The organism is Sphingobacterium sp. MAE, assembly GCF_056711605.1.
The window spans coordinates 897,958-923,805 of record NZ_CM160044.1; the positions used below are offsets into that span (position 1 = coordinate 897,958).

19 protein-coding genes and 1 tRNA gene are annotated in these 25,848 nt (G+C 36.9%); 10 read left to right on the forward strand and 10 right to left on the reverse strand.

Annotated features, from left to right (window positions below):
• Positions 1-206: 206 nt before the first annotated feature.
• Both AC06G9_RS03865 and AC06G9_RS03870 read right to left on the reverse strand, forming a co-directional pair.
• On the reverse strand, positions 207-1,379 hold the full coding sequence (locus AC06G9_RS03865) for a PepSY-associated TM helix domain-containing protein (protein WP_480957543.1): 1,173 nt from the start codon (positions 1,377-1,379) through the stop codon (positions 207-209).
• A 2-nt stretch (positions 1,380-1,381) separates the two neighbouring features.
• Positions 1,382-3,817: a TonB-dependent receptor gene (locus AC06G9_RS03870; RefSeq protein WP_346570570.1), complete on the reverse strand. Its 2,436-nt coding sequence runs from the start codon at positions 3,815-3,817 to the stop codon at positions 1,382-1,384.
• A gap of 98 nt (positions 3,818-3,915) precedes the next feature.
• Here AC06G9_RS03870 and AC06G9_RS03875 point away from each other — a divergent pair, with 98 nt between their 5' ends.
• Positions 3,916-4,989 carry a helix-turn-helix domain-containing protein gene (locus AC06G9_RS03875; protein ID WP_480957544.1) on the forward strand — a complete coding sequence of 358 codons (1,074 nt, stop codon included), beginning with the start codon at positions 3,916-3,918 and terminating at the stop codon, positions 4,987-4,989.
• A gap of 175 nt (positions 4,990-5,164) precedes the next feature.
• Here the strand turns inward: AC06G9_RS03875 and creD are convergent, their stop codons facing one another.
• The 4 genes from creD to AC06G9_RS03895 are packed head-to-tail and all read right to left on the reverse strand — an operon-like array spanning position 5,165 to position 8,093.
• Positions 5,165-6,607, reverse strand: coding sequence for a cell envelope integrity protein CreD (gene creD, locus AC06G9_RS03880; RefSeq protein ID WP_480957545.1), 1,443 nt, complete (start codon positions 6,605-6,607; stop codon positions 5,165-5,167).
• Between the two features lie 11 nt (positions 6,608-6,618).
• A complete protein-coding gene (locus AC06G9_RS03885) occupies positions 6,619-7,122 on the reverse strand; it encodes a Coq4 family protein (protein WP_480957546.1) in 504 nt (167 codons plus the stop codon).
• A 51-nt stretch (positions 7,123-7,173) separates the two neighbouring features.
• On the reverse strand, positions 7,174-7,476 hold the full coding sequence (locus tag AC06G9_RS03890) for a winged helix-turn-helix domain-containing protein (protein ID WP_045752733.1): 303 nt from the start codon (positions 7,474-7,476) through the stop codon (positions 7,174-7,176).
• Positions 7,476-8,093: a hypothetical protein gene (locus AC06G9_RS03895; protein WP_480957547.1), complete on the reverse strand. Its 618-nt coding sequence runs from the start codon at positions 8,091-8,093 to the stop codon at positions 7,476-7,478. The genes AC06G9_RS03890 and AC06G9_RS03895 overlap by 1 nt, the downstream gene beginning before the upstream one ends.
• A gap of 158 nt (positions 8,094-8,251) precedes the next feature.
• Here AC06G9_RS03895 and AC06G9_RS03900 point away from each other — a divergent pair.
• Positions 8,252-8,333: transfer RNA gene (locus AC06G9_RS03900), tRNA-Leu, on the forward strand.
• A 76-nt stretch (positions 8,334-8,409) separates the two neighbouring features.
• Positions 8,410-9,735 (forward strand): trigger factor, encoded by a 1,326-nt coding sequence (locus tag AC06G9_RS03905; protein ID WP_094773046.1) that lies wholly within the window; start codon positions 8,410-8,412, stop codon positions 9,733-9,735.
• A gap of 205 nt (positions 9,736-9,940) precedes the next feature.
• Here AC06G9_RS03905 and AC06G9_RS03910 read toward each other — a convergent pair whose 3' ends face one another.
• Entirely contained in the window at positions 9,941-14,281 is a 4,341-nt protein-coding gene (locus tag AC06G9_RS03910; RefSeq protein WP_480957548.1) for a translocation/assembly module TamB domain-containing protein, read from the reverse strand.
• Between the two features lie 64 nt (positions 14,282-14,345).
• Here AC06G9_RS03910 and tsaD point away from each other — a divergent pair, with 64 nt between their 5' ends.
• Positions 14,346-15,347: a tRNA (adenosine(37)-N6)-threonylcarbamoyltransferase complex transferase subunit TsaD gene (tsaD, locus tag AC06G9_RS03915; RefSeq protein WP_045755270.1), complete on the forward strand. Its 1,002-nt coding sequence runs from the start codon at positions 14,346-14,348 to the stop codon at positions 15,345-15,347.
• 58 nt (positions 15,348-15,405) lie between these two features.
• Here tsaD and AC06G9_RS03920 read toward each other — a convergent pair whose 3' ends face one another.
• Positions 15,406-16,266 carry a hypothetical protein gene (locus AC06G9_RS03920; protein WP_480957549.1) on the reverse strand — a complete coding sequence of 287 codons (861 nt, stop codon included), beginning with the start codon at positions 16,264-16,266 and terminating at the stop codon, positions 15,406-15,408.
• 121 nt (positions 16,267-16,387) lie between these two features.
• Here AC06G9_RS03920 and AC06G9_RS03925 point away from each other — a divergent pair, with 121 nt between their 5' ends.
• Positions 16,388-17,287: an energy transducer TonB gene (locus tag AC06G9_RS03925; protein ID WP_480957550.1), complete on the forward strand. Its 900-nt coding sequence runs from the start codon at positions 16,388-16,390 to the stop codon at positions 17,285-17,287.
• Positions 17,288-17,394: 107 nt separating this feature from the next.
• Positions 17,395-17,952 (forward strand): hypothetical protein, encoded by a 558-nt coding sequence (locus tag AC06G9_RS03930; protein ID WP_480957551.1) that lies wholly within the window; start codon positions 17,395-17,397, stop codon positions 17,950-17,952.
• Positions 17,953-18,074: 122 nt separating this feature from the next.
• Here AC06G9_RS03930 and AC06G9_RS03935 read toward each other — a convergent pair whose 3' ends face one another.
• Positions 18,075-19,463: a LutB/LldF family L-lactate oxidation iron-sulfur protein gene (locus tag AC06G9_RS03935; RefSeq protein ID WP_045752739.1), complete on the reverse strand. Its 1,389-nt coding sequence runs from the start codon at positions 19,461-19,463 to the stop codon at positions 18,075-18,077.
• Positions 19,464-19,556: 93 nt separating this feature from the next.
• Complete coding sequence (gene aspS, locus AC06G9_RS03940; protein ID WP_248754702.1) at positions 19,557-21,311, reverse strand: aspartate--tRNA ligase; 1,755 nt, start codon at positions 21,309-21,311, stop codon at positions 19,557-19,559.
• A 589-nt stretch (positions 21,312-21,900) separates the two neighbouring features.
• Here aspS and mraZ point away from each other — a divergent pair.
• Genes mraZ through AC06G9_RS03960 form a run of 4 tightly spaced genes read left to right on the forward strand, consistent with a single transcriptional unit; the run spans position 21,901 to position 25,848 of the window.
• Entirely contained in the window at positions 21,901-22,374 is a 474-nt protein-coding gene (mraZ, locus tag AC06G9_RS03945) for a division/cell wall cluster transcriptional repressor MraZ (protein WP_045755345.1), read from the forward strand.
• On the forward strand, positions 22,367-23,281 hold the full coding sequence (gene rsmH, locus AC06G9_RS03950) for a 16S rRNA (cytosine(1402)-N(4))-methyltransferase RsmH (protein WP_094773043.1): 915 nt from the start codon (positions 22,367-22,369) through the stop codon (positions 23,279-23,281). Before mraZ ends, rsmH begins: the two co-directional genes overlap by 8 nt.
• A gap of 21 nt (positions 23,282-23,302) precedes the next feature.
• A complete protein-coding gene (locus AC06G9_RS03955; protein WP_045753156.1) occupies positions 23,303-23,713 on the forward strand; it encodes an FtsL-like putative cell division protein in 411 nt (136 codons plus the stop codon).
• A gap of 11 nt (positions 23,714-23,724) precedes the next feature.
• The gene (locus AC06G9_RS03960; RefSeq protein WP_293924551.1) at positions 23,725-25,848 is read left to right on the forward strand and encodes a penicillin-binding protein; all 2,124 of its coding nucleotides are present in this window, start codon (positions 23,725-23,727) and stop codon (positions 25,846-25,848) included.

The following is a 25,848-nucleotide window of genomic DNA, read 5'->3' on the forward strand; positions in this document are numbered from 1 at the left end:
TCAAATACAACTGGTGATCTTCTGCTTTTAATTTTATCGGCTACTGTCCTTGCTGTATGTTGATCCCGTTGATCATATTGTCCTATGTACGATCATCACTGATAACGTAAGGATACCGCCCTTGCGATTGATCCATAATCACCTCATAGCAACAGGATCATTGATAAAGGTATAAATAGCACATTGATCCGGACAATGTTGAGGATTCAAAAAAGATGCGCTTTAGTCTTTTTTCTCTTAAATTTTCGTCCATACCAAATGAAAAAACCGGTGACGGGGAGCGAAGCACAAATTAAACTTGCTATAAATGCGATGCACATACCTGGAAATCCTGCTATTTTTCCGACGTGGATATCATAATTGGAATTTCGCCATTTCATTCCTAATGTCTTTTCATTCTGTAGATGCTTAAAATATTGCTTACCATCTTGTAGATGGTAGGCATAGGTATCGGAAGCTGACCACCAGGTCTTCCCATTGTAATGAACTGTGACGTTGGCTTGTTGTACGTCAGGAAGCAGATTTAAGTATGCACCATGATGTAGTTGGTAGTTCCTTTGGATATCTATCCATATGGCGTCTAATGGAGAAGCTTTGCTGGTGTTTTGACGTATATCAATTAAGGGCGGAGCTGCCATATTCTTGTCGGGACGTTTTCCGTCCAACATCCAGTAAATAGTACCTTCCCACCATTTGAATGACCAGACCAGTCCAGTCGCAGCGATCAATAAAGCGACCGAAAAACTATAAAAACCTAAGACTTGATGAAGATCATAATTTAAACGTTTCTTTTTGGAGGTGATATCAATCTTCATGCGTTTAACTGCTAATTTGCGGTTTTTGGGCCACCATAGGATCAGGCCCGAGATCATAGTCAGCATGAATAGAAGTACGCTCGATCCAACGATGAAACTGCCTACATCACGTCTCAGGTAAAGAAATTGATGGATCTGACGCACGATTAAAAAAAAGTCTTTCTTCACATCGATCTTACCGAGCACCTTTCCACTGTAGGGGTCGACAAAGATGCGGTCCCAGTAGATGATATCTTTGTCAATAAATAAGCCTACAGTTTTATTTTTAGGTCTGCGTTTGCGTGCTTCAAATATATAAGATTGTCGCTGTTCGTCGCTCCCTGGAAGACGAATGGTGGTAATAGGGTGCTCAGTGGCCTCCTGTGCGTTTTTCATCAAAGTAGACAGCGGAAGTACAGGGGTCGATTTAGGTATTGTTACCTGACAATAGTTGGGGTTGAAATAGGCAAATAATTCTTTTTCAAAAACGTAGATCGCTCCAGTGATACTCACAATAAATACGACTAGACCGGATATTAATCCGATCCAGCCATGTAATGATAGGATCAATTTCTTTAATTTCATGATTAAAAGGTATAACCTAAAGTTATTAGGAAATTGCGTGGTGTCCCAGGGAATAGACGGATATAATCATATCCCCCGACCCAATGGGTTTTGTTGGCGATGTTGTTGAAGTTTGCCTGTAACTGAACTTTTCCAATGTTGTAAAATAGAGCGGCATTCAAGATACTGTAGCCCGGAATGGTTTGGTCTTTACCGATCGAAAGATTGCGTTTATCAACATAGTTAGCCCCTGCACCGATACCTAAACCTTTTGCTTTACCGCTTGCTATCGTATATTTTGTCCAAATATTGGCGGTATTGTGAGGGGCATTGGGTTTTTGTTTGTCAAGCGCTTCATTTTTTCCTCCTTCTGTTATCCGGGCATCATTGTACGCATAGGAAGCGATAATGCTCCAGTTTGATAAGATCTGTCCTTGGATATCAAACTCGATCCCTTTAGATCGCTCTTTGCCGATCTGTTCCATTAGGTCTGCATTTGTTTCTGTGGGTGCTGGATATAGGGTATTTTTTTGATTGATGCGGTACACGGATGTACTGGCTTGTAATTTCCCATCTAACCATTCTGTCTTTAATCCAAATTCGGTCATATCATTTTCCAGCGGATCAAATGGACCTCCGGCGTTCGGGTTGGATAGGGCAGATGCCGTTTGTGGATTATAGCCTTTTACGTAGGTACCGTACAAATTGATCTGCGGGTTGATGGTATATACTGCTCCAATGCGTGGTAAAATAACGCTTTGATGTACATTTTCTGGTTTATCTGTTTTATAGCCGGTGATATCCTTATAGTTTTCATAGCGTAAGCCTAAAAGCAATTGCAAGGGACCGAGGGTAAGCTGGTCTTGTACGTATAGTGCATGGAGATGGTAATAAGTCGGATCAATTACTTTTGATACAAAAATGTATTTACTCATATCTTGCAATTGTTGACTTGTGAGCGGATTGCTTAGATCAAAACTCGGTACATTGGGTATTGGGTTTCCTTCTTTGTCAAGTACATAATCGTTCTTTTTGGTCGAATTTTCTTTTAGTCTATAACCGCTTGCGGTCAACTGAGACCCACCTACTGGCAGTACTTCTTGTGCATAGTCGTATCCAGCAACGATTTTATGTGCGATAGGACCGGTAGCGACCTGATAGTTGAAGAAAGCCGTGATGTTGTCGACAAATCTTTTTCGGTTGCGGATAAAAACCTGACGGGCAACCATATTTTCAATTTTTTTTCCTTGACCATCTATCGCGTAAGCATTGGCAGATCGATGCTCCGATAGATCTTCTGCATACCCTGTTTTCATGTAGGAAGCATTGAAGCTCAAATTATCGTTAAAGCGATGGTTCAAAGATGCCGTGACCATGTAGGTTTGTTCGTCGAGGAAATCATTTGTTGTGTTCATGGATTGACTTATCGGTGTCGAGTAGAGATCACCGTTGGCAAAAACGGATTGCCCTCTATCAAGTCTTGAGCGTGAATCATTGTAAACCATGTCGAAATTGATCCGTGTATTGTCCGATGGAATAAAAGAAAATGAAGGCGCTAGAACTAGGTTTTTATCAAATTGCAGATTTCTAAAGCTCTGTGCATTTTCATAACCGATGTTGAGACGATATAATAGGGTTTTGTCACTGGTCATCGGACCTGTAAAATCGGCTAGTGCGCGTAAATTATTGAAACTTCCTACGCTAAATTGAAGTGATTTTCGTGCCTCTTGCAATGGTTTTTTTGTGACGCGATTGACTACGCCTCCAGGACTAGCGTTACCAAATAGGGCAGAAGAAGGTCCTTTGAGGACCTCAACGCGTTCCAAATAATTAGCCAAAGGTTGTTTCCAAAAGCCTGTTGTTGAGCGTAATCCATTGACTAGTTGTGTGTTTGAGCCGCCGTTGATACGAAAGCCTCTTATTGTGATGTCATCATAGAATGAAAATTGGTTTACCCCGCTGAAGTTTTTGACAATATCTCCCACGCGCATAGCACCTTGATCTGAAATCAATTCTTTGGTGGCGTATGAGACGGATTGGGGTAGATCACGCAATTTTGTTTCGGTCTTACTGCCAATGAATGACTGTGTATTTCTATAGGATTTTTCCTTACGGCCATATATCTCTACTGTTTGTAAAGATTCTTGGGCATGAGATAAATGAAATAAAGTGGCCGATGTAGAATTTGCATCAACATTGATTTTTTGTTTAATGGTTTTGAAGCCAATCGCTTTGATCTGGATGTCGTAAGTTCCTGCGGGAAGTGAAGTGAGTACAAATTGGCCATTTGTATCAGCAGCGATATGGTTTTTGGTTTTTAAAACGGTAATGGTAGCTCCTGCCAAGGGGGTATTATGCTCATCAAGTACAATTCCATTGAAAGCTTGTTTTTCTTGTGCGTAGGTTTGAGTCATCTGTAGGCTCCATATCAACGCGACAATTATAGGTAATCTGTGCATCTTATTTAAAATTAATCTTAATAAAGGGGCAAAATTCGATGATTAAACTTATATTTATCGGAGAAAAAATATACAATTCAGGAATATTATCGTAGTTGATGTATAGTACACTATTATATAAAGTTTTGGATAATAATAAGTTAATTGGCGACTCTTGGAGTCTGGATGAAAAAGTCAAAGAAGAGATGGCTGAAATTCCGCCTTATTATACCTTTGATATTCGAGCTTTTTGTGACACACCTTTTCAATTTAAGGAAAATGTTTTGACACAATACCAATCTCAAATGAAGATCAGTGAAATTACTTTGCCGCTGGGGGCCCATGTGCTACATGGGCAATTGGATTCTACAAGTGACGGTTATATTTGTATTGATGTTGCAACGCCATATGTTCAATTTTTCTTTGCTTTGAATAGTGACCGACAATATTATTCAAATGGTAAATCTTTGGGTAAATTGCTTCCCGGTCAAATGCAGGCATTTTTATTCTTATCCGAAGAAATCGTTGGCCTATGGCACAAACGAACTGATGAACGTTTTGTTGAGGTCAATATTTCTATTGATCTGTTGGAAAAATGGATTCCTAAACATGATGATTTATGGTCTCCATTGCGATCGATGTTGGATCGAAATCAATCCGGATCTTTATTTAGTCAACCGCTGACGATCAGTATGAATCAAAAATATCTTTTACAAGATCTGATCGAACAAACGCTAAGTGAAGAGTGGCTACAGCTTTATTCTACGGCAAAATTGATGGAACTTATCGCACGTACATTTGATCAATATAAACTGCAAGAGTCTGTTCCTGAAAATGAAATTGAACTGAGTGAAGATAGGATTGAACTCATGGCTAAAGCAAAGACCATTTTAGAGAGTCGAATGTCTGATCCTCCTTCATTGTCGCAATTGTCCGCGGAATTGGGTACCAATGAAAATTATTTAAAAAAGTACTTTAAATTATGCTATCAGACTACTATTCATGGTTATCTGACCAAAATTCGTATGCAAAAAGCAAGAGATTTCTTGCAAAAAGGTGAAAAACCCATCAATGAAATCTCCCGTTTTTTGGGGTATCATAATCCAGCGCATTTCTCCGCAAGTTTTAAGAAACATTTTGGTGTAACGCCTCGGCTTATTCAGCAGTTATCTAAAGGGGAGCGAGTTGGCTAGCCACTGATTGATATCCTGAAGTATTGTTATCTATAACAAGATTCATTTTCTATTTTCATCTTCGGGCACGGCAAGTACGGTTAAGTTTTAAAAGACGTACCACATCTTATCATTTTCTTCTTAAGGAGTATCAAGATGTATGTCAAATACATCTTGATACCTTCTGTAGCTAATCTCATCGTTTATCGTATTGATACCAGTTGATTTTTGTGGATACGCGCATCAGTATAGCCAATATAATAAAAATACCTACTGTACCTACGAGCAGCGAATAATCACGCAATTGCATCAGGATAAAGATAAAACTATAGAAAACGGCTAAGATTCCTGAAAATATAAAAGCGGACTTGCTGTCTTTTGTAATGGATTTAATAAATGATGCAATTAAAATAATAGTGGCTATAGCAGCTAATAAATAGGCTATATTGAAGCCCAGATGCTCACTAATGGATAATAAAAGGGAATAAAAGAGTACCATCGCAAATCCGATCAACAGATACTGAATCAGGTGGATACGTTGTTTTTTGATGATCTCGGTGAAAAATAATGCTGCAAATGTTAAAATAATAATCAATATTCCATATTTGGCTACGCGTGTAGTTTTTTGATAATTATTGACTTCTTCCAAGAAGTTGATTTGAATCATATCTTTTTCTGTCGCGATATTAGTATCAGTAGCTGCAACGGGCTCTGTCATTTGGCTGTACCCTTCGTGGATAGCATTGTTGATTTCATAATTGTTTTTAATTTCATACAGCTTCTCTGCCTCACCGGCCCACTGTTGCGAAAATTTACGGTTGAAACTCGGGATATTCCATGTTGCTTCAAAGCTATTGGCTGTTATTTTTCGATCATCTGCTAAAATTGCTCCGTTGAAACTTGGATTTCCCCAATTTCCTTTGGTTTTAATGGTAGTCTGTTTTGCAAGAGGGAGAAAATTGATCGATTGAGAACCCCTTACATTGAATTTGATCTGGAAATCACCTAAGGTTGTTTTGGTGCCAGAGAGATCTATGGCTGCGATCATATTATTCTCAAAAGGATTTAATGCAGACATATTAGTCTCAAATTCAATTTGCTGTTGGTTGAATACTAGAGTTGGAGAAGCTCCCAATCCCTTAAGATCGCTTAAACCAATTAATATCTTCGCATTTTTCCATTCGAGATCTACACCATTCAAATCTATTTTATTAAAATCGATCGCATCAAACGATCCTTTTAGATCCAGTTGCGCATTGTACACCACACTGTTGTAAATACCTCTTTTCAATGATTCCGGTGAAATGGTACTGTTGATGTTTAATGCTTTTGGTAATAGGTATACGTATTGTGTGACGTAGGTATTCTTGGTAGAGACGATGTTTTTATCTGTTGTGACAATTTCTTTTACTACCTGGTAAGGGATGGCAATGATGGGACCTGAGATCACCTGTTGACCAGCCCATTTAAAAGCAATTTCATTACTGACTTCAGATTGCCTATTCTTTCTTTCTTCAATAAGGTCTTTGACCCAGAATAAAGGGATGAGTAGTAGTAAGACGAGAATTAAAATGGTAATTAATTTGGTGAAAACTGATGTACCAATACGGTCTAAGAGGGGTGTTTTATTTGTTTCCATGATTTTGGATTTTATAATGTTGTTAAATTATGGTGATTGAGATGTTTTTTTAAGTCAAATGCCAAGGAACTTTTAATTTCTTGTAATGGAATGTTTAATAGAGTTTCGAAATCCAAATCATGAAACTTTTGCATGGCATTACCTTTTGATAAAGCTTTTAGGTATATGTTGAAGTGTTCGGGGTAGAGGAATGTACCAATTGCGATCATCGCAAATTGATAAAGGCTGACCTTTCCATTGCCCAATAATAAATATTGCATGGCGACTTCATCCTGTATGTCGGTGCCAGATTCTGTAATGAGGTGAAATACATCATGATTTTCTAATTTCGGAACAACGTCAAAACCTTTTTCTTGATAGAATACGCCAAGATGATGGCCTAGCGAACCTTTAGGAAAGTTCAAAAAATCTTCTTTACTGATGCCCCAAGCTCGTTTATGCTGCTTGAAGAGCTGAGTATAAATTTTTTGGCTCTTGTTGTACAAGACAAGCATGATGGATAATCGTATTTTCATTTCTTTTCTTTTTAAAAGTACTTTGAAATTCAAAGTAAATGGATAAAAAAATTATTTGTACTGTTGTTTAATCAATTTTTCAAGAGCCTGTAGATGTTCTTCGAAAGCTTTTTCACCTTCGATCGTTCTTCTATACCTGGTATTTGGTTTTCTGTCTACAAATGTCTTGAAAACTTCAATGTAATTTTCTTTTTCTAATGTCTTCAGATTAGATGCTAGATTACCATCTGTGACTTCCAATATGGATTTCAATGAATTAAAATCATATTCGTCATTAGCCATCAATACGCTCATGATCTGAAGACGGACTTTATTTTCAAATATTTTATTATACTGTGTTAAGTCGAAATTCACTATTCGTATTTTTTATGAACGATTATTCCATATATGATGTGCAAAACTCCAAATCCTAATGCCCAAAAGATAATTCCATTTCCAGGCAAAAGCAAAGCTAACAGTCCTAGCACAATTTCTAAAATTCCGAGTCCTTTTATTTCACTAAAAGTGTAATTGCTGCCAGCTGTGAGTGCAAGTCCATAAAAAATCAATAGGATGGAAGCGACCGCGGTATAGTTTTCTTTAAATATGGATATACAGGCAAATAATCCACCAGTACATAAAGGTACGGCCATAGCATACAATAAGGATCGACTGGTGTTATTCCAGATGCTTTGTCTGTTTCCTTTCGCTTTCTTAACGGCCATGAACACTCCTGTACAAATGGAAGCAAATAAAACGAATATAGCGGTTACGAGTAATTTGGCAATAATGACAGGTTCATTAACATAATGATCCCGATATCCCATTTGGCTATCAAATCCATAAATTTCATAGTAAGCATAGGCAGCACCTAGCAGGGCATAGGTACCGATTAGGACACTTGAAATTCCGCTAATGGAGATAAATTTGCTGGATTTTTCCATCAAACTGCGAATGCTTGCTATTTCTTTTACTAAATCTTCTTGTTTCATAAAAGTACTTTGTTTTTCAAAGTAAATGAATAAGAATGAATTATGCAAATTTATTTTTTGCTCAACAAAATAAATAAAAAAATAATGAAAATTTATTGAGAAAAGACTTGCATAGTATGCATATCGTTTCTATCTTTGTGCCAACAAGAAATCCTAATGCGGAAGTGGCGTAATTGGTAGCCGCACCAGACTTAGGATCTGGCGTCGCAAGACGTGGGGGTTCGAGTCCCTTCTTCCGCACTTGAATGTCCTCCCGAATTTAAATCATCGGGAGGATTTTTTTTATCAAAATAATGCGTAACGGTTTAGAAAGAGTATGAACATTTCACACGAAAAAGTTGACGCGATCAACGCAGTAATTAAAGTTGATTTAGCACCAGAAGATTATAACCCACAAGTAGACAAAGAAATCAAGGATCAAGCTAAAAAAGCGAAATTACCTGGATTCCGTCCTGGTTTAGTGCCTGCTGCACACATTAGACGTACTTATGGTAAATCAATTTTGTTAGATACAGTCAACAGAATTGTTAATGATAAAATTACAGCTTACATCGGCGAGAATAAATTAGAAGTTTTAGGACAACCTCTTCCGATAGAAGAAACAGCTACTTATAACTGGGATTATAAAGATAACTTCCAATTTAATTATGAAATTGGTTTAGCTCCAGAATTTGTAAATCCATTTACAAAGGACGCTGAATTTAAAGAATACGATATTAAAGCTGATGAGGAAACTTTAGAGTCTCGTATCAAAAATTTACGTCGTAGTTACGGTAAAATGACCAACCCAGAAGTTTCTGAAGAAGGTGATGTTTTATACGCTACATTGAAACAAGATAAAGAAGAAGGTATTGAGAAAACCACTTCAGTACGTACTGATATCATTGAAGATGCGAAGATTAAAAAATCTTTGGTAGGTCTTAAACAAGATGATGTTGTTAAAATTGATATCAAAAAAGCGTTCAAAGATGAAGACATCGCTCGTATTTTAGGTATTACTCCTGAGGAAGTTGAAGCGCTAGATGTAACTAAATTTGATTTAACGGTAAAAAACATTAACCGTTTGGAAGAGTCTGATTTAAATCAGGAATTCTTTAATAAATTGTTCGCTGAAGGAGAAGTTACTGAAGAAGCTGAATTCAGAACAAAAGTAAAAGAAGAAGTTGAAAACCTATTCAAACAAAATTCTGACCAACGTCTGCGTAATGATATGTATACTTTCGGTATGGAAAAAGTTGATGTAGCGTTCCCTGAAGAGTTTTTGAAAAGATGGTTAAAAGCAACGAACCCAAGCATCTCTGATGAAGAGTTGAATGAAGGTTTTGCTGATTTCTTGAACAACTTGAAATGGACAATCATTGAAAACCGTGTTGTTACTGAAAATAGTCTTGAAGTTAAATATGATGAAGTTATCAATTTAGCAAAAGAACGTATCTATGCACAGATCAAAATGTACAATATCAACGAAGAGCCTAGTGATGAGCAATTATCACAATATGCGATTCAATTATTGCAAGATAAAGAACAAGGTAACCGTTTGTTTGAAGAAGCAAAAGCACTTAAAGTGTTTGAATTCTTAAAAGGTCAAATTAAAATCAATAAAGAAGAGATCGAGTACACAGCATTCGAAAAATTAGCGTAAGCTATCTAACTTCTGATCATTATATAAAAGCCTTTCCATTTTGTGGAAAGGCTTTCATTGTTTAAGTCCAGTTTGGATCGATATAATGATCCTAAAATGCTTTTAAATTTGATGTAGCATGGTTTTATAACGCTACATACGTACCGAGCTCCTATAGAAAGATCGGCTTTAGATTAAACGGAATATAGGATGCTTTGAAGATGTACTATGGTGTCTCTTTTTTCTTTTTTCCGAAAGGGAACATGCGTTTTAAGAATTCTGAAAATGAATTGAATTCTTGACGGTACACCAACCCTATTGCGCTCACATAATCTTCACTATTGGGATTGATAAGGAAGTTTCGTGTATTTAAGCGGTTGGAACCTCTCAATAATAGCCTACCATCTTTACGAAGATAAAACAGAGCTTCAGCATCAGTAGATACACGATCTGAGAATACATTTAAGTCAGTCAATTGATTACTTCTATTGTCTGTAATACCTCCTGTCAAAATTAAACGGTCATTGAAGAGTCTGAGCGATGCTGAGGCATCATTAAGAGATTTAATATTGATATCGAAAAAATTAATATTTAAAGATTCTGCAATGATATTGTTCAATTGATTGAAAGCAATCTCGGTACCTGCGGATAGTAGGGTATTATTGACCTCTTTTCCAAAATCGGTCTGAGAGCCTGGCGTAAAGCTTCGTCTAACAATTAAACTGAGGGCTTGTTGATTGATATTATTAACATCTGAAAGATAACCCTGAAGTTCATCTTTGACATAGGGATCTTGTGGAAAATTGAGGTCAAAATTTATTTCAGGTTGACTCAATAATCCTTTTAGATTCATATCTGCTTGCGCTAGTATACGTTGCGGATTGTCCGTTTGCCCCGCAGCATTATAAAGGGGAGATAAGGAGGTTCTTTGTTGGTAGACCGCGGTTAGATTAATGTTGGCTTCAGCAGGTTTTCCCGCCCATCGAATCGTTCCGCCTTCTTTGAGATCAAAAATTTTGTTTAAATAATCTTGTGCTTTAAAATTGAATTTTCCAGAACTAATGATGTAATCTCCAAACATTCCGAAATCGCCCAAAGAAGTGATATTCATCGTGATATTACCAGTTCCACGTCCAGATACGCCGCCTAAGGAAGTATACAGATTCATCTCCGCATTTGGACTTAAGGAAAGATCCATATTCATTGTAATACCGTTGAAACTCTTTCGTTTTATTTGCTTAGAACTGTTTAAACTATCCGGAGAAACGAAATAGATAAAATCATTATCCGTGATCGTCATAGCACTATTAAACGGAATATTGATGATCGTGTTATCTTCAGATTTTGCTTTGATATCTATATTGATTGCTGATGTTAATCCTTTGAAATTGAAATCACCACTCGCATAGGCTGTACCATAATAGAGGTCGTTATCTTTGAGTGTGGTATTGAGTGCTAAGAAGTTATTTGCTTTAATCTTGATGTCGATATTTGGATCGGAAAGTTGATTTAAATCCACCATTCCATTTACGATCGCCTCATTGTTTTTCGGATCTAGAATTTTTAGGTTCTTAAGAAAAATACCATTGGAAACTACAATTACCTTATCGGTGAGGTGATAGGGCGTTTTTAAATAATTAATGACAAATGTGGCATCATTAAAACTGGCATTTCCGCTTATTTTAGGTTTATTGATATCGCCTTTAATCTCGAGTTCGGCATTCGCTTTTCCATGTAAATTTGAAACCAGTGATTTGAGAAATGGTTGAAAAAGAATGAGATCTGTATTTTGTAAAGAAGCCTTTAGATTTATTTTATCATTTTCTTCTTTGATATTATATGTTCCAGCCAGTGTTATCTGCTTGTTACCATCTTCAATTTTACTGTCAAGATGAACTACATTGGCATTTTGGTCATAATTAGCTTTTAAACTCAATTGACCTATTGGCAGTTGATTGTAAATAATAGGGCTAGTCTGCAGGTTGGCAATAAAATACGGTGATTTGAATAGCGAATTAATTTCAAGATGACCATTCATCTCACCAAGCATATTAATACCAAGTGGTTTTGTGATTCCATTTAAAGAACTGAGATTAAAATCTTTGAATAAAATATTTAACTGATCACTTTCTTCATTGGACAGTACACCATTCAGTAGTACGGTTTGTTCATCATGTTTTAAGGTTAAATTTTGAAGAAACCATTTTCCTTTGGATACTTTGAGCTCGGATCCTTGTGTGAGCGCCCATTTGTTTTTATTAATAATAATGGTCGATGGATCAAAGTTTATGAACGCCGGTTTTTGATGTGCAAAACGAATTACACCATTGAGATCTAAATTATTACTCGCATCGAGTTCTGATAATTTGACGTTGAAACGTAAGCTATCGCTGGAAAGTATATTTGCAATATTGATATTGTTGATATACGTACTATCGGTTAGATTGATACGGTCTGCGGATGCTGACACTGCCATAGATTCCGTATTTGAAATTTGATCTATAATCAGGTTAGAAATCTTTATTCCGCTATACTTGAATACAGGACTATATAAATTAAATTGCGCATGATGCTCTTCACTGGAGAATCTGGCATGAAGGGTGGCACCGCTATCTAGACTGATTTCTTTTTTAAAGAAGGTAGCGATAGGCTGAAAAGATTTGATGTTGAGGTTCAGCTCAAAATTCTGATTGTTGTAAGATTCTGTTTCAAAACCAATTGCTGGAGCATAGCGCATGGCAAGCATTTTAAAGTAAGGTGCTATTGTATTGAGATCGATCTGACCATTAAGAGAGGCGTCCACAACGTCTGAGGATAAAGTCAATGCTCTGTCCCGCTCATCTCCCACAGCTTTAAATATAATTTCTTTTACATCAAAATTTCCTTTTTTGGTACTGAATTGGAGATTATTAGCATATAAATCTCCGACCAGATTATTGACAGAAGTGCCGGTTAGATTAGTTTGGACTGCTGTGTTGTGTATAACGATGCCTTGTTGTTGTACCAGATGTAGTGCGTAGAGGTCTGTCTCGTGTATAGTAGCATCCAGATTATATTGAATGGCAGGGTTGGACCAGTCTATATCTGTTTGGAAATTAATTTTAGCATTGGGATCATTGATAGCACCTGATCCTGTAAACTTTTCGTTGACGATTGATCCTTTAACAGGGATGGATTGATAGCGATAATTTCGGAAATCGAAATTTTCTAGTTTTCCATCGACTGCTAATGATAGTGTTTTTGAGCTGCTGCCTTTGCCTTTTAAATCCAGATTAAATCCAGTTGTTTTTAAAAGAGTATTGTTCAATAATTTTCCAAAATCAAAAGATTTGGACTGATAAAGTCCTGAAAATTCAATTTCTTTTTGAAAATTTAAGGTAGATTTTGTGTTTATGGTACCTAAATCTGTTTTTACTTCTCCTTGAATGTGGAAATGGTTGTATAATCCATTCAAATCTCCTTGGTATGCTATTGTAGTTAATGATTTTACCAGTGGTGGAAGTTTGAAGCTCCTGTCATTACTGAGATTGGGAAGAATCTTTTGTAAGTCCTCGAAGGTAGATCGTACTTTGAGATTCGTGAGTTTAAAATCTGTCCGATCGATATCGGGAAGTCCCAAAATCTTAATATTTCCTTTTAATTGGGTTGATTTTTCAGTTTCAATATGTACATTTTGAGCGTCAATATGATTTACTTTTCCTTGTGCGATCGCCTGCTTTATTTTTAAATTAAACTTGACACGATGCATGGTAGAAGAAAAGAAGGCGATATCTTCTGAATGTAGTACTGAATTTTTTATCCTTAGACTGACATCAACACGATTGTTAAAATCTGAAAAGTCCTCGAAACTATTAAACTCTAACTTTACATAGTCTTTTATAGTGGATCTATTCGTGATTAATAGAAGCTTGTTCAATTCAATTTTCTTGTTGCTTACCAATGCGTTTGCAACTAATCCTTTAATCTGTAATCCTTTTTTTTCACGTAGATGTAATTGCTTAATATCAACTTGGATCGAATTGTCTGAAAGCTTTATATTTTGAAAATCAGCATGCAATTGTTTAACGTCCAGATCTCCAAAATCGACCACTTTTGCGTAATGCTTCTTGGTATGATCGATATAGCGAAATTGATTATTGACCAATTTCAATTGTTTTAAATCAATATCTAGTTTTTTACTTGATTTTTGATCGTTTTTTTTAGGAGAGCTAAAGTAATTTAATAAAAATTTAATATTGGAGCTATCTTTATATACCTGATAATAGGCTGTTGTATTTTCTAAGCTCAGTTTATTGATTACTATTTTATTTTGATCCCAATATTGATTTAGATTGACGGTTGCATTTAATTTTTCAGCAATCAGAATGGTATCGCCTTTGGTGTCGTATAATTCAAAACCTTCTAGGACTAATGATTGGAAAGGTTTGAAATAAATTCTTTTTAAAGCAATTTTTGTATTTAATTCTTTCGAGAGGTAAGAAACTACTCTTTTGGAAATAAAATTTTGAACAGGCTCTAATTGTAACGATAGCATCAATGCACCTAGCAAAACGAGTATGCTAGCCAATGTAATGAGTGCTATTTTAATTATTTTTTTGATACTTTTGTACAATATTAATTACCCCAAAGCTATGGCTGTTATTTTAGGTATTGAATCATCTTGTGATGAAACATCTGCTTCAATTTGTATCGACGGTGAAATATTTTCTAATGTTATTGCTACTCAGGCGATTCATGCTAAATATGGAGGTGTCGTTCCAGAACTAGCGTCGCGTGCACATCAACAAAATATTATACCAACAGTTGAAGAAGCCATTCGCATTGCAAAAATACATAAAAATCAAATAGATGCAGTAGCTTTTACGCGTGGGCCAGGATTATTAGGTGCTTTACTGGTCGGAACTTCATTTGCCAAGTCTTTTGCAATGGCCAGAAATATACCTTTGATTGATGTCAATCATATGCAAGCGCATATTTTAGCTCATTTTATTGAAGATCCAAAACCAAGTTTTCCATTTTTATGCCTTACAGTATCTGGAGGTCATACACAGATTGTATTGGTCAAAGATTATTTTGAAATGGAAATTTTAGGACAAACTCTGGATGATGCAGCGGGAGAGGCTTTTGATAAAACGGCAAAAATCTTGAACTTGCCCTATCCTGGTGGACCACTCATTGATAAACATGCGCAGTTAGGTAATCCAGATGCTTATAAACTTCCTGAACCTCAAATTCAGGGCTTGGATTTTAGTTTTTCAGGATTAAAGACTGCAATTCTTTACATGGTGCAAAAAGAAGAGAAATCAGATCCTGATTTTTTGAAAAATAATATGGATGATGTCTGTGCCTCTGTTCAATCACGTATTGTGTCTATATTGCTCAATAAGTTAAAGAAAGCTGCCAAGGAAACCGGTATCAAGGATATTGCTATTGCTGGTGGAGTTTCTGCAAACTCTGGTTTGCGTAAGGAATTGATTGCAATGGGGGAACGTTACAGTTGGAATGTATTTATCCCTAAATTTGAATATTGTACCGATAATGCGGCCATGATTGCTATTGCGGGATATCAAAAATATTTGGTTCAAGATTTTGTTGGACAAGATGTAGGTCCATTGGCGCGTATGCACATGTAAAATAGGGACAAATGCTATAAAACAGAAAAGACAAGTTAACTAACTTGTCTTTTCTGTTTTATAATGGAGCACTGTAACCATATGCCTCTGCAATACTTTTAAAAACTCCGTCTGTTGATTCGTACAAATTGAGGTTGTATCCTTCGGCTCCCCAAAATACCTTTGCTATTTTGATGGATTTATCAGATTGAAAAACAGATAATACCTGCAGATTTTCGAAGTCAAATATGCCACCATCATCTACGCGCCAAGTACTCATCTCATCATATTTCGCTGGAAAATCTAATGTGATTAACTGATCATGATGTAGATAAGATAGTACAGCAAGTGCTGAATCGTTTTTAACCTCAAATAATGTTAAGATGATTTGTGCTTGATCCTCTAATTCAGCGATAGTAGCACTTTTTGCTATTTTTCGATTATATTTTTTTGATAATATGGATATTGTCGGTTCCTCGGTCTTTTTGTCTTTCTCGATGAAAGGCATGACTTTGTTGTGATCAATAAAGTCATGATTGACTAATAATGCAAAATCTCCTTGTTTTACGGGCTCTTTAAATGTGAAAAATGAACCGCCATTATTTGCGAAATTATGACTTGTTTGTCTTCCATTGGATGTTTGACTTTCTAGTTTTGTATTCGAAAAAATAATGGGAATGACCCTATTTTCAATAATCGCATGCGTCGCTAGTTCTGGTTTTATTTTTTCATCTTCGACGGGCAAACTAACTAAAGAATCTTTAGTTTCATTGAGAAAAGCAAAAGTTATGAAAGCTTGATTAGTATCTATTTTGAGATTGCTTTGTTTTTTTTCTTGCTTGCTTTGTTTTGGTTTTTCTTGTGTGCAACTTGTTAATATTAAGGTGATTACACCTATTAAAAATACTGTATTAAAGGCTGTTCTCATTCTTATTATCATATTTTTCTTGTTATCTGTTTTTTAAAAATACGGTAAATTTTGTGAAAATTAAATTTTCATTTTTGTGGAATTTTAATTGTTGTGCATCATACTTTAAAATATAAACTTAATTTTTAAAGCTATGCTAAACTCCAAATTGAATATTTACAAAAGAGAATGGTTAGAGGTTGTTTTTGCAGGACGTAACCAATCTTATGGCGCTTTTGAATTGCGTAATTTATCTACTAAAGCGACCAACTGGTCTATAGTGATTGTCCTAGCTGTGGTTACGATTGGTGTTGGTAGTAATGGGATCTATAATCGGTATTTTAAAAAGGCTGAGCTTCCTGTTGCTCAGTACATCAATGAATATGATATGTCAGTACTAGAGGAATTAGAAAAGAAACATCAAGAGCCAGAGAAAGTTGAGGAACCAATTCCTGTTCAGGAAAAAGCGCCACAACAGGTTGCTCTGGATTTACCTAAGCAGGAAGTGGTCCGCTTTGTTGAGCCTAAAGTGGCTCCTAAGCAAATGGTGACTGAAGATGTTGTGACGCAAGACGAGCTTAATAAAACGCATAAATTGGCTGGACGGATGAGCTTGAAAGCTAACGCAAATGGCACTTCTGTTGCTCGAGGGGAGTTTGGCACCGTAAAACGTGATGGTGGTATTACTGGTACTAATAAAGAGGGTGCCATACATGGAAATTCAGATGAGATAGTTGATTTTGAAGCGATAGAAATACAGCCTCAACCACAAGGTGGTATTAAGGCTTTTATGAAATGGGTAGGTGAAAATTATCAATATCCTGAAGCGGCATTGCAACAGGGGGTAAACGGTGTAGTGGAAGTTTCATTTGTTGTAGAAAAGGATGGTACGTTGACGGATATCAATATCAAACGTGATGTTTCCCATGGAACAGGAAAGGCTGCTGTAGAATTGCTCGGCAAAGCAAAAAAGTGGAAACCTGGAATTCAAAATGGCCGTCCGGTCCGTGTTGCTTATACATTGCCTATTCGTTTGAATACAATCTCACAATAAATTGGATCGCTCTTGATAGTTTAACTTTATTTAACAGTGGGTGATTTAAACTTTAATGTGGTTTTGGCATCTTACTTAACAAATGTCTGTAAAATCATATATTAAAAATGAAACAGACTGAAATAAATGTTTATCGTACTAAAAGGAAAAATATCATGAAAAAGCTAGTGTTAAGTTTGTTGCTGTCAGGAATTATGTTTGCTGGTTTTGCACAAGAAAAATCAAATGTTAAAGAGGGCGTAAACCGAGATGGTCGTCGTTCTGCTAAAAAGGAATTTAAGTTAGATAAAAAATCCGCAGAAGAAATTGCACAGTTGCGCACTGATCGTATGGATCAAAAATTAAAATTAACGGATAAACAGCGGAAGGAAATTTATGCTCTGCAATTGGATCAAGCTAAAAAAGATAAAATGCACGCCGCGGATCGCAAGGAATCCATGGAGCGTATGAAAAAAGAACGTATGGCTCAACGTGAAAAGTTGATGAAAAATTTGAGTCCTGACCAACAAAAACTGTATAAAGAATCTTTTGCTGAGAATCGTAAACAACATCGTATGCGTAGATCAGATGATCGCCCAATGCGTCGTGATCGCAGCGATAGAAATCATAAAGATGGTAAAAATAATATAGAAGTGAGTAAGGAAGTGTCTTTGAAAAATAGTTAACGTGTTTTTTAGGTTTTAGTTTTAATTTTAGTTTTTGGTCTTTTGGTGGTCCGCTTGTGAAAGCGGACCATCTTTTTTTGATTAAATCTTCGTATCAATGTCATGAATCGACAAAAGTTGCATTAATCTTTGTTTTTTTGTTGCTCTTTCCACTGTTTGGAAAATGATTTATCTGCGAGTTTGGGCAATTGTCGATTACTTCCCCAAGTCTTTTTGAAAAATTTTCCAAGAAAGAAGTTTTTGATCTTTCCTCCGAATAAATCGATCAATTTTCTTCTTTGTATGAGATAGGTAAATCCTTTCCAGGCCTTTTTCTCCATTGAGGGTGCTAAGTCTTCTGCCACAGCATCTCTTCTGTTTAACAAAAGCATGCGCTGAATATCTATGCCAACAGGGCATACTTCTGTACATTTACCGCAGAGCGATGAGGCATAGCTTAAGTGCTTGAACTCTTTCATACCACTTAGGTGCGGGGATATCAAGGAACCAATGGGGCCTTGATAGGTGGTTTCATAAGTATGTCCTCCAATATTTTGATAAATAGGACAAACATTCAGGCAAGCTCCACAGCGGATGCAATAAAGTCCTTGGCGCTGTTCTTTTTGAGCCAATAGGTTGGTGCGGCCATTATCTAATAAAACGACATACATCTCTTCGGGTCCATCAGACTCGTAGGCTTGTCTTGGTCCGCTGAGTAATGTATTGTAAACAGTCAGATTTTGACCTGTTCCGTGAGTAGCAAGTAATGGCCAAAATAGATCAAGGTCATTGATCGATGGGAGGATTTTTTCAATACCTACGACAGCAATATGAATTTTTGGGAAGGCTGTGGTTAAACGTGCATTTCCTTCATTTTCAGTAATGGCAATGCTGCCGGTGTCAGCTATTAAAAAGTTGGCTCCTGAAATGCCGATATCTGCAGTTTTATATTTTTCACGCAATAATTCACGGGCTTTCATCGTCAACTCTTCAGCAGTCGCTTCTAGGGGTGTGCCAAATCGCTCGTTGAATAACTGAGCGATATCTGCGAGGCTTAGATGCATCGCAGGTGTTACGATGTGATACGGTTTTTGATCTAATAACTGGATAATAAACTCGCCTAAGTCACTTTCTAATGCTTCGATTCCCTTATTTTCCAAAAAATGGTTGAGCTCTATTTCTTCTGTGGCCATAGATTTGGATTTGATAACGCTCTTGGCGTTATTCCGTTCCATGATCTTCCAGATTTCTTGACGTGCCTCAGCAGCATCATTCGCCCAAATTACTTTACCGCCTCGCGCTATAAATTTGCTTTCGAATTCTAATAGATATTGATCTAAGTTTTCAATAGCTCTCCATTTTGTTAGATTGGCTTCTAAACGCGAGTTCTCCAGATCCACAAATTTACTCTTGCCTTTTTCGAAAGCAAGCGTATACTTGTCGATATTATAATTGATAATATCGCGATGTTTACTGTCGAAAGATTTTGTCGCACTTTCTTTTAAAAATTTATCTGCAGAGCTTACTGACATCTAATTCTTTTAATTTTACAAAAAAAGTTGGTAATAAATTACCAACTTTTAAAGATAACGCTTATAAATTATTTATCGCATGATGCGATCGAATTATTTAACTTTTAAATTCAAATTTAAGCTTAGTTCATCCAGTTGATCTTGGTGGATAGTGGAAGGGGCATCGATCATCACATCTCTTCCTGAATTGTTTTTAGGGAAGGCGATGACATCACGAATGGAATCTATGCCTGCTAATAACGCTACTAAGCGGTCAAAACCAAATGCCAGTCCGCCATGTGGAGGAGCTCCATAGGTGAATGCTTCCATTAAAAAGCCAAATTGTTTTTGGGCTTCTTCTGGAGTGAATCCTAAGTGTTTGAACATGAGCGATTGTAATTCACGATCATGAATACGGATGGAACCTCCGCCGACTTCAGTACCATTAAGGACAAAATCGTATGCGTTTGCTCTTACCTCACCTGGGTTTGTATCCAATAATGCGATATCTTCAGGTTTTGGAGAAGTAAAAGGGTGGTGCATCGCATGGTAACGTTCAGATTCTTCATCCCATTCTAATAAAGGAAAGTCTAACACCCAAAGAGGGGCAAACTTGTTCTTGTCACGTAGCCCTAATTGATTGGCTACTTCGAGACGAAGTTCATTTAATTGTTTACGTACTTTATCTGTTGGGCCAGCCATGATTAAAAATAAATCGCCGGGCTTAGCATTAAATAATTTTGCGAAGTCCAATAATTGCTCTGGCGTGTAGAATTTATCTACAGAAGATTTTACTGTACCATCTTCGTTATAGCGTGCATAGACAAGACCTGTGGCACCTACTTGAGGACGTTTTACAAAATCGGTCAACGCATCTAATTGTTTACGGGTGTAATGCGCACAACCTTCAACATTGATACCAACAACTAATTCTGCTGCATCAAATACCGGGAATCCTTTATCTTTAGCTACTTCATTTAATTCTACGAATTGCATTCCGAAACGAATATCTGGTTTGTCGGATCCGTATAAGCGCATCGCATCAGCGTAGGTCATACGCGGTACTTCTCCCAATTCAATATTCTTGATTTTTTTGAAGATATGCTTTGCTAGACCTTCAAATATATTCAATACATCTTCTTGTTCAACAAAAGACATTTCACAGTCAATCTGCGTAAATTCGGGTTGACGATCTGCACGTAAATCCTCATCACGGAAACATTTTACAATTTGAAAATAACGGTCGAAACCGGATACCATCAATAGTTGTTTGAAGGTTTGGGGTGATTGTGGTAATGCATAAAATTCTCCGGCATTCATACGTGAGGGAACAACAAAATCGCGTGCACCTTCGGGCGTAGATTTGATTAATACTGGAGTTTCTACTTCGATAAAATTTTGCTCGTCTAGAAAACGACGCACTTCCTGTGCTGTTTTGTGACGTAATATTAAGTTTTCACGAACAGGATTTCGGCGTAAATCTAAATATCTGAATTTCATTCTGATATCTTCGCCACCGTCCGTTTCATCTTCAATGGTAAATGGTGGCGTATTTGCCGAATTTAATATTTCTAAAGAAGAAACTTTGATTTCAATTTCTCCAGTTGGAATTTTTAGATTTTTACTAGAACGTTCAATTACTGTTCCAGTTACTTTAATCACATATTCACGACCTAATTCACGTGCACTAGCGCGTAAAGAATCATCGTCATCCGAATTAAAAGTTAATTGTGTAATGCCATAGCGATCTCTTACATCTATGAAAGTCATTCCGCCTAAATCGCGAGATTTTTGAACCCAACCGCTTAGTGTAACTGTTTTACCTAAGTCAGCTATTGTTAATTCTCCGCACGTGTTTGTTCTATGCATACGCTTAATTTTAATTTTGTACAAAATTATCTGTTTTTAGGGAGAATAACGAATGGCAATTTTGTTTTATTAAAAGAAAAGCGAATGCTCATTTTTGGATTTGCTTTGAATGGACTTATCGATTAATTTTTAAATGTGAATTAGTTTTGGATGACCCATGGTCAAATTTTGAAATTCTTGCTCAAAATATTCGCCGATTTTAGGTCTTTTTAGAGATCCAATTTTGGTCATAAATCCAGAAATTTAATCTTCATTTATACTTACTTTTTTTGATGGGTGGACGCCCCACTTTCTCCCCTATTTGATCATATTTTTGTAAAAAATTTGTTTTTTAGCGTATTTATCTTCCTGTTTGAAGAAAAAAAGCAACCCTAAACTCGTGATTTATTTCGTGTTGAACCATTTTGAAAATCGGTTCAAAAACCTAATTTAACCGCTGATATATAGCTTTTTGTTTGCTATTATGTCAAGCTTTGGTCAATTAAATGTAGCGCTTCCACTATGTGGAAAACTTTTTTGTGGGTAAAAGTGGGTAAAAGTGGGTGAAAGTGTATACTTTTACATTGAATTTGAAACCAATGTGTACAAAATGAGTTTTTTAATTGGCGAATATGAATGCAAGTTAGACACCAAAGGAAGAATGGTGTTGCCTGCTGCGCTCAAAAGGCAATTGCCTGATGTTGAGCGTGAGGGACTTGTAATCAATCGTGGATTTGAAAAACATTTGGTGATCTATACGCGCGAGGAATGGAATGCGATAACGGCACGCTTGGCTCAGTTGAATCAGTACGTTGAGAAAAACAGAATGTTTATTCGAAGTTTTACAAGGGGAGCAACGGAGTTGAGTTTGGATGCTGCGGGTCGTGTTTTATTGCCGAAGGGTTTGTTGGATTATTCGGGTATCACAGGAGAAGTTGTTTTGGCTTGTCAGGTTAATAAAATTGAAGTTTGGTCCAAAGATGGGTATGATGATTTTATGAATGGTGATTTGGGAGAGGATTTCTCTGCTTTGGCTGAACAGGTTATGGGAGGTTTTGATTTAGGAGGATTAGCGAATGGATAATGTTTACCACGTACCAGTAATGTTGAAAGAATGCATGGATGCTTTGGCGATTAAGCCAAATGGTATTTACGTGGATGTTACTTTTGGTGGAGGAGGACACTCGAGGGAGATTTTGAAACACTTGGGTCCTGAAGGCAAGTTGTTTGCTTTTGATCAAGATCCAGATGCGTTGAATAATGTGATTGATGATTCGAGGTTTACGTTGATTCATCAAAATTTTCGTTTTTTAAAAAATAATCTTCGTCTGAATGGTGTGAAACAGGTGGATGGTATTTTGGCTGATTTGGGTGTTTCATCTCATCAGTTTGATGCTGCTGATCGTGGTTTCTCTATACGTTTTGATGCAGACTTGGATATGCGAATGGATCAGATTTCGGATGTTGATGCCCGCAAGGTGTTGTCAACTTATTCGGAGGAGGAACTTCATCGTATTTTTGGTATGTACGGAGAAATTGTGAATGCCAAAACTTTGGCTAAAACAATTGTGACTGCTCGCTTGACAGCGCCTATCAATACGGTAGCTGAATTGAAAGAGGTTATCAAGAAGATGGTTCCTAGGGGTAAAGAGCATAAATACCATGCGCAAGTTTTTCAAGCTTTGCGTATTGAGGTTAATAAGGAATTGGAAGCTTTGCAAGAGTTTTTGCTACAAACGGTAGATGTTTTGAAGGCGGAAGGTCGTTTGGTCGTGATGTCTTATCATTCTTTAGAGGATCGTTTGGTCAAGAATTTCTTGGCTAAAGGTAAGTTTAGGGGTGATGTAGAGAAAGATTTTTTTGGAAATGAAATTAAGCCATTTCATGTGATCAGTCGTAAGGCAATTACTGCTGACGATCAAGAATTGGTTGATAATAATAGATCGCGCAGTGCGAAACTGCGTATTGCTGAAAAGTTGGATATAGCTTAATGCTTTAATCGAAGTATCGATATGGGTAAAAATACAATAAAACAGCAGGGGTTAAGCGAGGAGGTTCAAGAGGAACTACAGGAAGCAGTTGAGGAAAAAGCGGAGGAAACGCAAAAGTTTCTTAGGACTTTACTTACTGCTGGTAATTTGTCGATTTACTCCATTGTGAATTACTTGCCTTTTATTGGTTTTGTTACTTTATTGATGTTGCTTTATATTACAAATAGGCATTTTGCAGAACGTACGATTCGTAATATCGATAAGTTGGGTAAAGAAGTTAAAGAGTTGAGCTGGGATCATAAATCGCTCTCGGCAGAGCTCATGAAGATGTCTACTCAAACGGAGATTGCGAAGCGTGTCGACTCTTTAGGTCTGAAAGAGCGGGTGGAGCCACCAATCAAGATTGAAATTGTAAAAGAACAAAAGAAATAGGAGAGACGTTTATGAATATCAGAACTACCATTCTATTTCGTGTTTATATCGCATTCGGTTTAATCGTCCTTGTGGCGTTTGCTGTATTTGCGAAGCTTTTTCATTTACAATATGTCGATGGAGATAAATGGCGCGCACTGTCGGATAGTTTGTCTATTCAAGAGCGTGAAGTTGAAGCTGCTCGGGGTAATATTTATTCTAATGATGGCAGTTTATTGGCAACTTCGGTTCCTGAATATGAATTGCGATTCGATGCAATGGCTATTCCTGAGGAAGAAAACGATTATTTCAATTTAAAGGTCGATTCTTTAGCAATTAAATTGTCTGGATTTTTTAAAGATAAATCTTCCAGACAGTATTTGACATTATTGAAACAGGCTAGAAATAAAAAGCAACGTTATGTTTTGATTAAGCGAGCAGTCTCGCATCAAGATTTAAAGGTGCTTAAAAATTACCCTTTGTTTAAATCGGTGCGTGTGGGGAAAGAGCGTTATCCTGGAGGTTTGATTACAGAACGTCAGAATAAACGTATTCTTCCATTTGTCAATTTGGCGGCTCGTACAATAGGATATAAGAATGTTAAGGAGAATATTCATGTCGGGTTGGAAGGTGCGTATGGTGAATATATTGACGGTAAAAGCGGTAAACGTTTGATGCAGCGTATTGCGGGTGGTGTATGGATTCCAGTAAACCGTGATATTGAAGTGGCTCCTGTTGATGGTGCAGATATTATTTCGACGATTGATATCAATATGCAAGATATGGCACAAAGAGCCTTGGAAAAGCAGATGATAGCGAGTAATGCTGATGAGGGCTGTGTGGTGATGATGGAGGTAAAGACTGGAGAGGTTCGTGCGGTGGCCAATTTTACGAAAGACAAAGATGGTGTCTATCGTGAAAAGATGAATATTGCGATTGCACAAAGTGCTGAACCAGGTTCGACGTTTAAATTGGCTTCTTATCTTGCTGCTATTGATGACGGTGTGATTGATTCAAGTACTCATGTAAATGTTGGAAATGGTAATTGGCCTATCTATCGTCACACGATTAAAGATTCACATGCTCCAAAAAAGTCTGTGATGAGTGCGCAAGAGGCTTTTGAGCAATCGTCTAACGTAGGGATTACGAAGTTGATATACGAGCATTACAAGGATAATCCAGCTAAATTTACGGCTAAACTACATGCTTTTGGCTTGGATCGTAAGTTGGGATTGCAAATAACAGGAGAGGGAGCGCCTCTAATAAAAACTCCAAAGAGTAAAAGCTGGAGTGGATTGTCTCTTGTACAAATGGCATATGGCTATGAGCTGAAGTTGACGCCGCTGCAGATGTTGACATTATATAATGCAGTGGCTAATAACGGTAAGATGATTTCCCCATTATTTGTTAAGGAGATCAGACATCTGGGTAATACGGTTGAAAAATTTGAAGCTCGTGTTATTAATGAGAAGATTGCTTCTGATAAAGCTTTAGGTCAAATTAGGGGAATGCTTGAAGGGACAATGAAAGATGGAACAGGGAAGAGCCTAAGAAATCCATTGTATACTTCGGGTGGTAAAACCGGAACTGCACAAATGGCTGACGGAGCGATGGGATATCGTAACCGGAAATACCAATCTTCATTTGCAGGTTATTTTCCTGCTGAGGATCCAAAGTATTCCATTATTGTAGTGATTCGAAATCCTAGAAATGGCTATTACGGAGCGTCAACAGCGGGGCCAGTTTTTAAAGAGTTGGCTGATATGGTGTATGCGAATGATTTGAATATGCATAGTGCTTTTAATAAGAAAAAATTGAACACTTCGGCATTAAACACCAGGGCGTTAACCTTAAAAGGTTCGCGTGAAGCGACGCAAAAAGTGTATGAGCAGCTGGGTTTAAAAATTATGAATTGGAATTCAATTGCACAGAATGATTCAACAAGTTCAACACTTGGAGTTCCTTTTGTGGAATATCAAATAAAAGAAGGTGTAGTGCCAAATGTTATGGGAATGGGATTGATTGACGCATTGTTTGCACTGGAGAATTCTGGATTTAAAACAAGCGTGATTGGAAAAGGAAAGGTGATCAGGCAATCTTTGATTGCAAATCAAAAGTTACCAATTGGTACAGCTGTAACAATAGAACTGAAGTAG

Coding starts and splice junctions, on each gene's coding strand:
- AC06G9_RS03895 (WP_480957547.1), bottom strand. CDS start 8,093: ATGAAACAAGAAGATTTAGTAAAAGAAATAGCAAGCATTCGCAGTTTG.
- AC06G9_RS03935 (WP_045752739.1), bottom strand. CDS start 19,463: ATGTCAGTAAGCTCTGCAGATAAATTTTTAAAAGAAAGTGCGACAAAA.
- AC06G9_RS03955 (WP_045753156.1), top strand. CDS start 23,303: ATGGGTAAAAATACAATAAAACAGCAGGGGTTAAGCGAGGAGGTTCAA.
- mraZ (WP_045755345.1), top strand. CDS start 21,901: ATGAGTTTTTTAATTGGCGAATATGAATGCAAGTTAGACACCAAAGGA.
- AC06G9_RS03930 (WP_480957551.1), top strand. CDS start 17,395: ATGAAACAGACTGAAATAAATGTTTATCGTACTAAAAGGAAAAATATC.
- rsmH (WP_094773043.1), top strand. CDS start 22,367: ATGGATAATGTTTACCACGTACCAGTAATGTTGAAAGAATGCATGGAT.
- aspS (WP_248754702.1), bottom strand. CDS start 21,311: ATGCATAGAACAAACACGTGCGGAGAATTAACAATAGCTGACTTAGGT.
- AC06G9_RS03960 (WP_293924551.1), top strand. CDS start 23,725: ATGAATATCAGAACTACCATTCTATTTCGTGTTTATATCGCATTCGGT.
- tsaD (WP_045755270.1), top strand. CDS start 14,346: ATGGCTGTTATTTTAGGTATTGAATCATCTTGTGATGAAACATCTGCT.
- AC06G9_RS03865 (WP_480957543.1), bottom strand. CDS start 1,379: ATGAAATTAAAGAAATTGATCCTATCATTACATGGCTGGATCGGATTA.
- AC06G9_RS03925 (WP_480957550.1), top strand. CDS start 16,388: ATGCTAAACTCCAAATTGAATATTTACAAAAGAGAATGGTTAGAGGTT.
- AC06G9_RS03920 (WP_480957549.1), bottom strand. CDS start 16,266: ATGATAATAAGAATGAGAACAGCCTTTAATACAGTATTTTTAATAGGT.
- AC06G9_RS03885 (WP_480957546.1), bottom strand. CDS start 7,122: ATGAAAATACGATTATCCATCATGCTTGTCTTGTACAACAAGAGCCAA.
- AC06G9_RS03870 (WP_346570570.1), bottom strand. CDS start 3,817: ATGCACAGATTACCTATAATTGTCGCGTTGATATGGAGCCTACAGATG.
- AC06G9_RS03875 (WP_480957544.1), top strand. CDS start 3,916: ATGTATAGTACACTATTATATAAAGTTTTGGATAATAATAAGTTAATT.
- creD (WP_480957545.1), bottom strand. CDS start 6,607: ATGGAAACAAATAAAACACCCCTCTTAGACCGTATTGGTACATCAGTT.
- AC06G9_RS03905 (WP_094773046.1), top strand. CDS start 8,410: ATGAACATTTCACACGAAAAAGTTGACGCGATCAACGCAGTAATTAAA.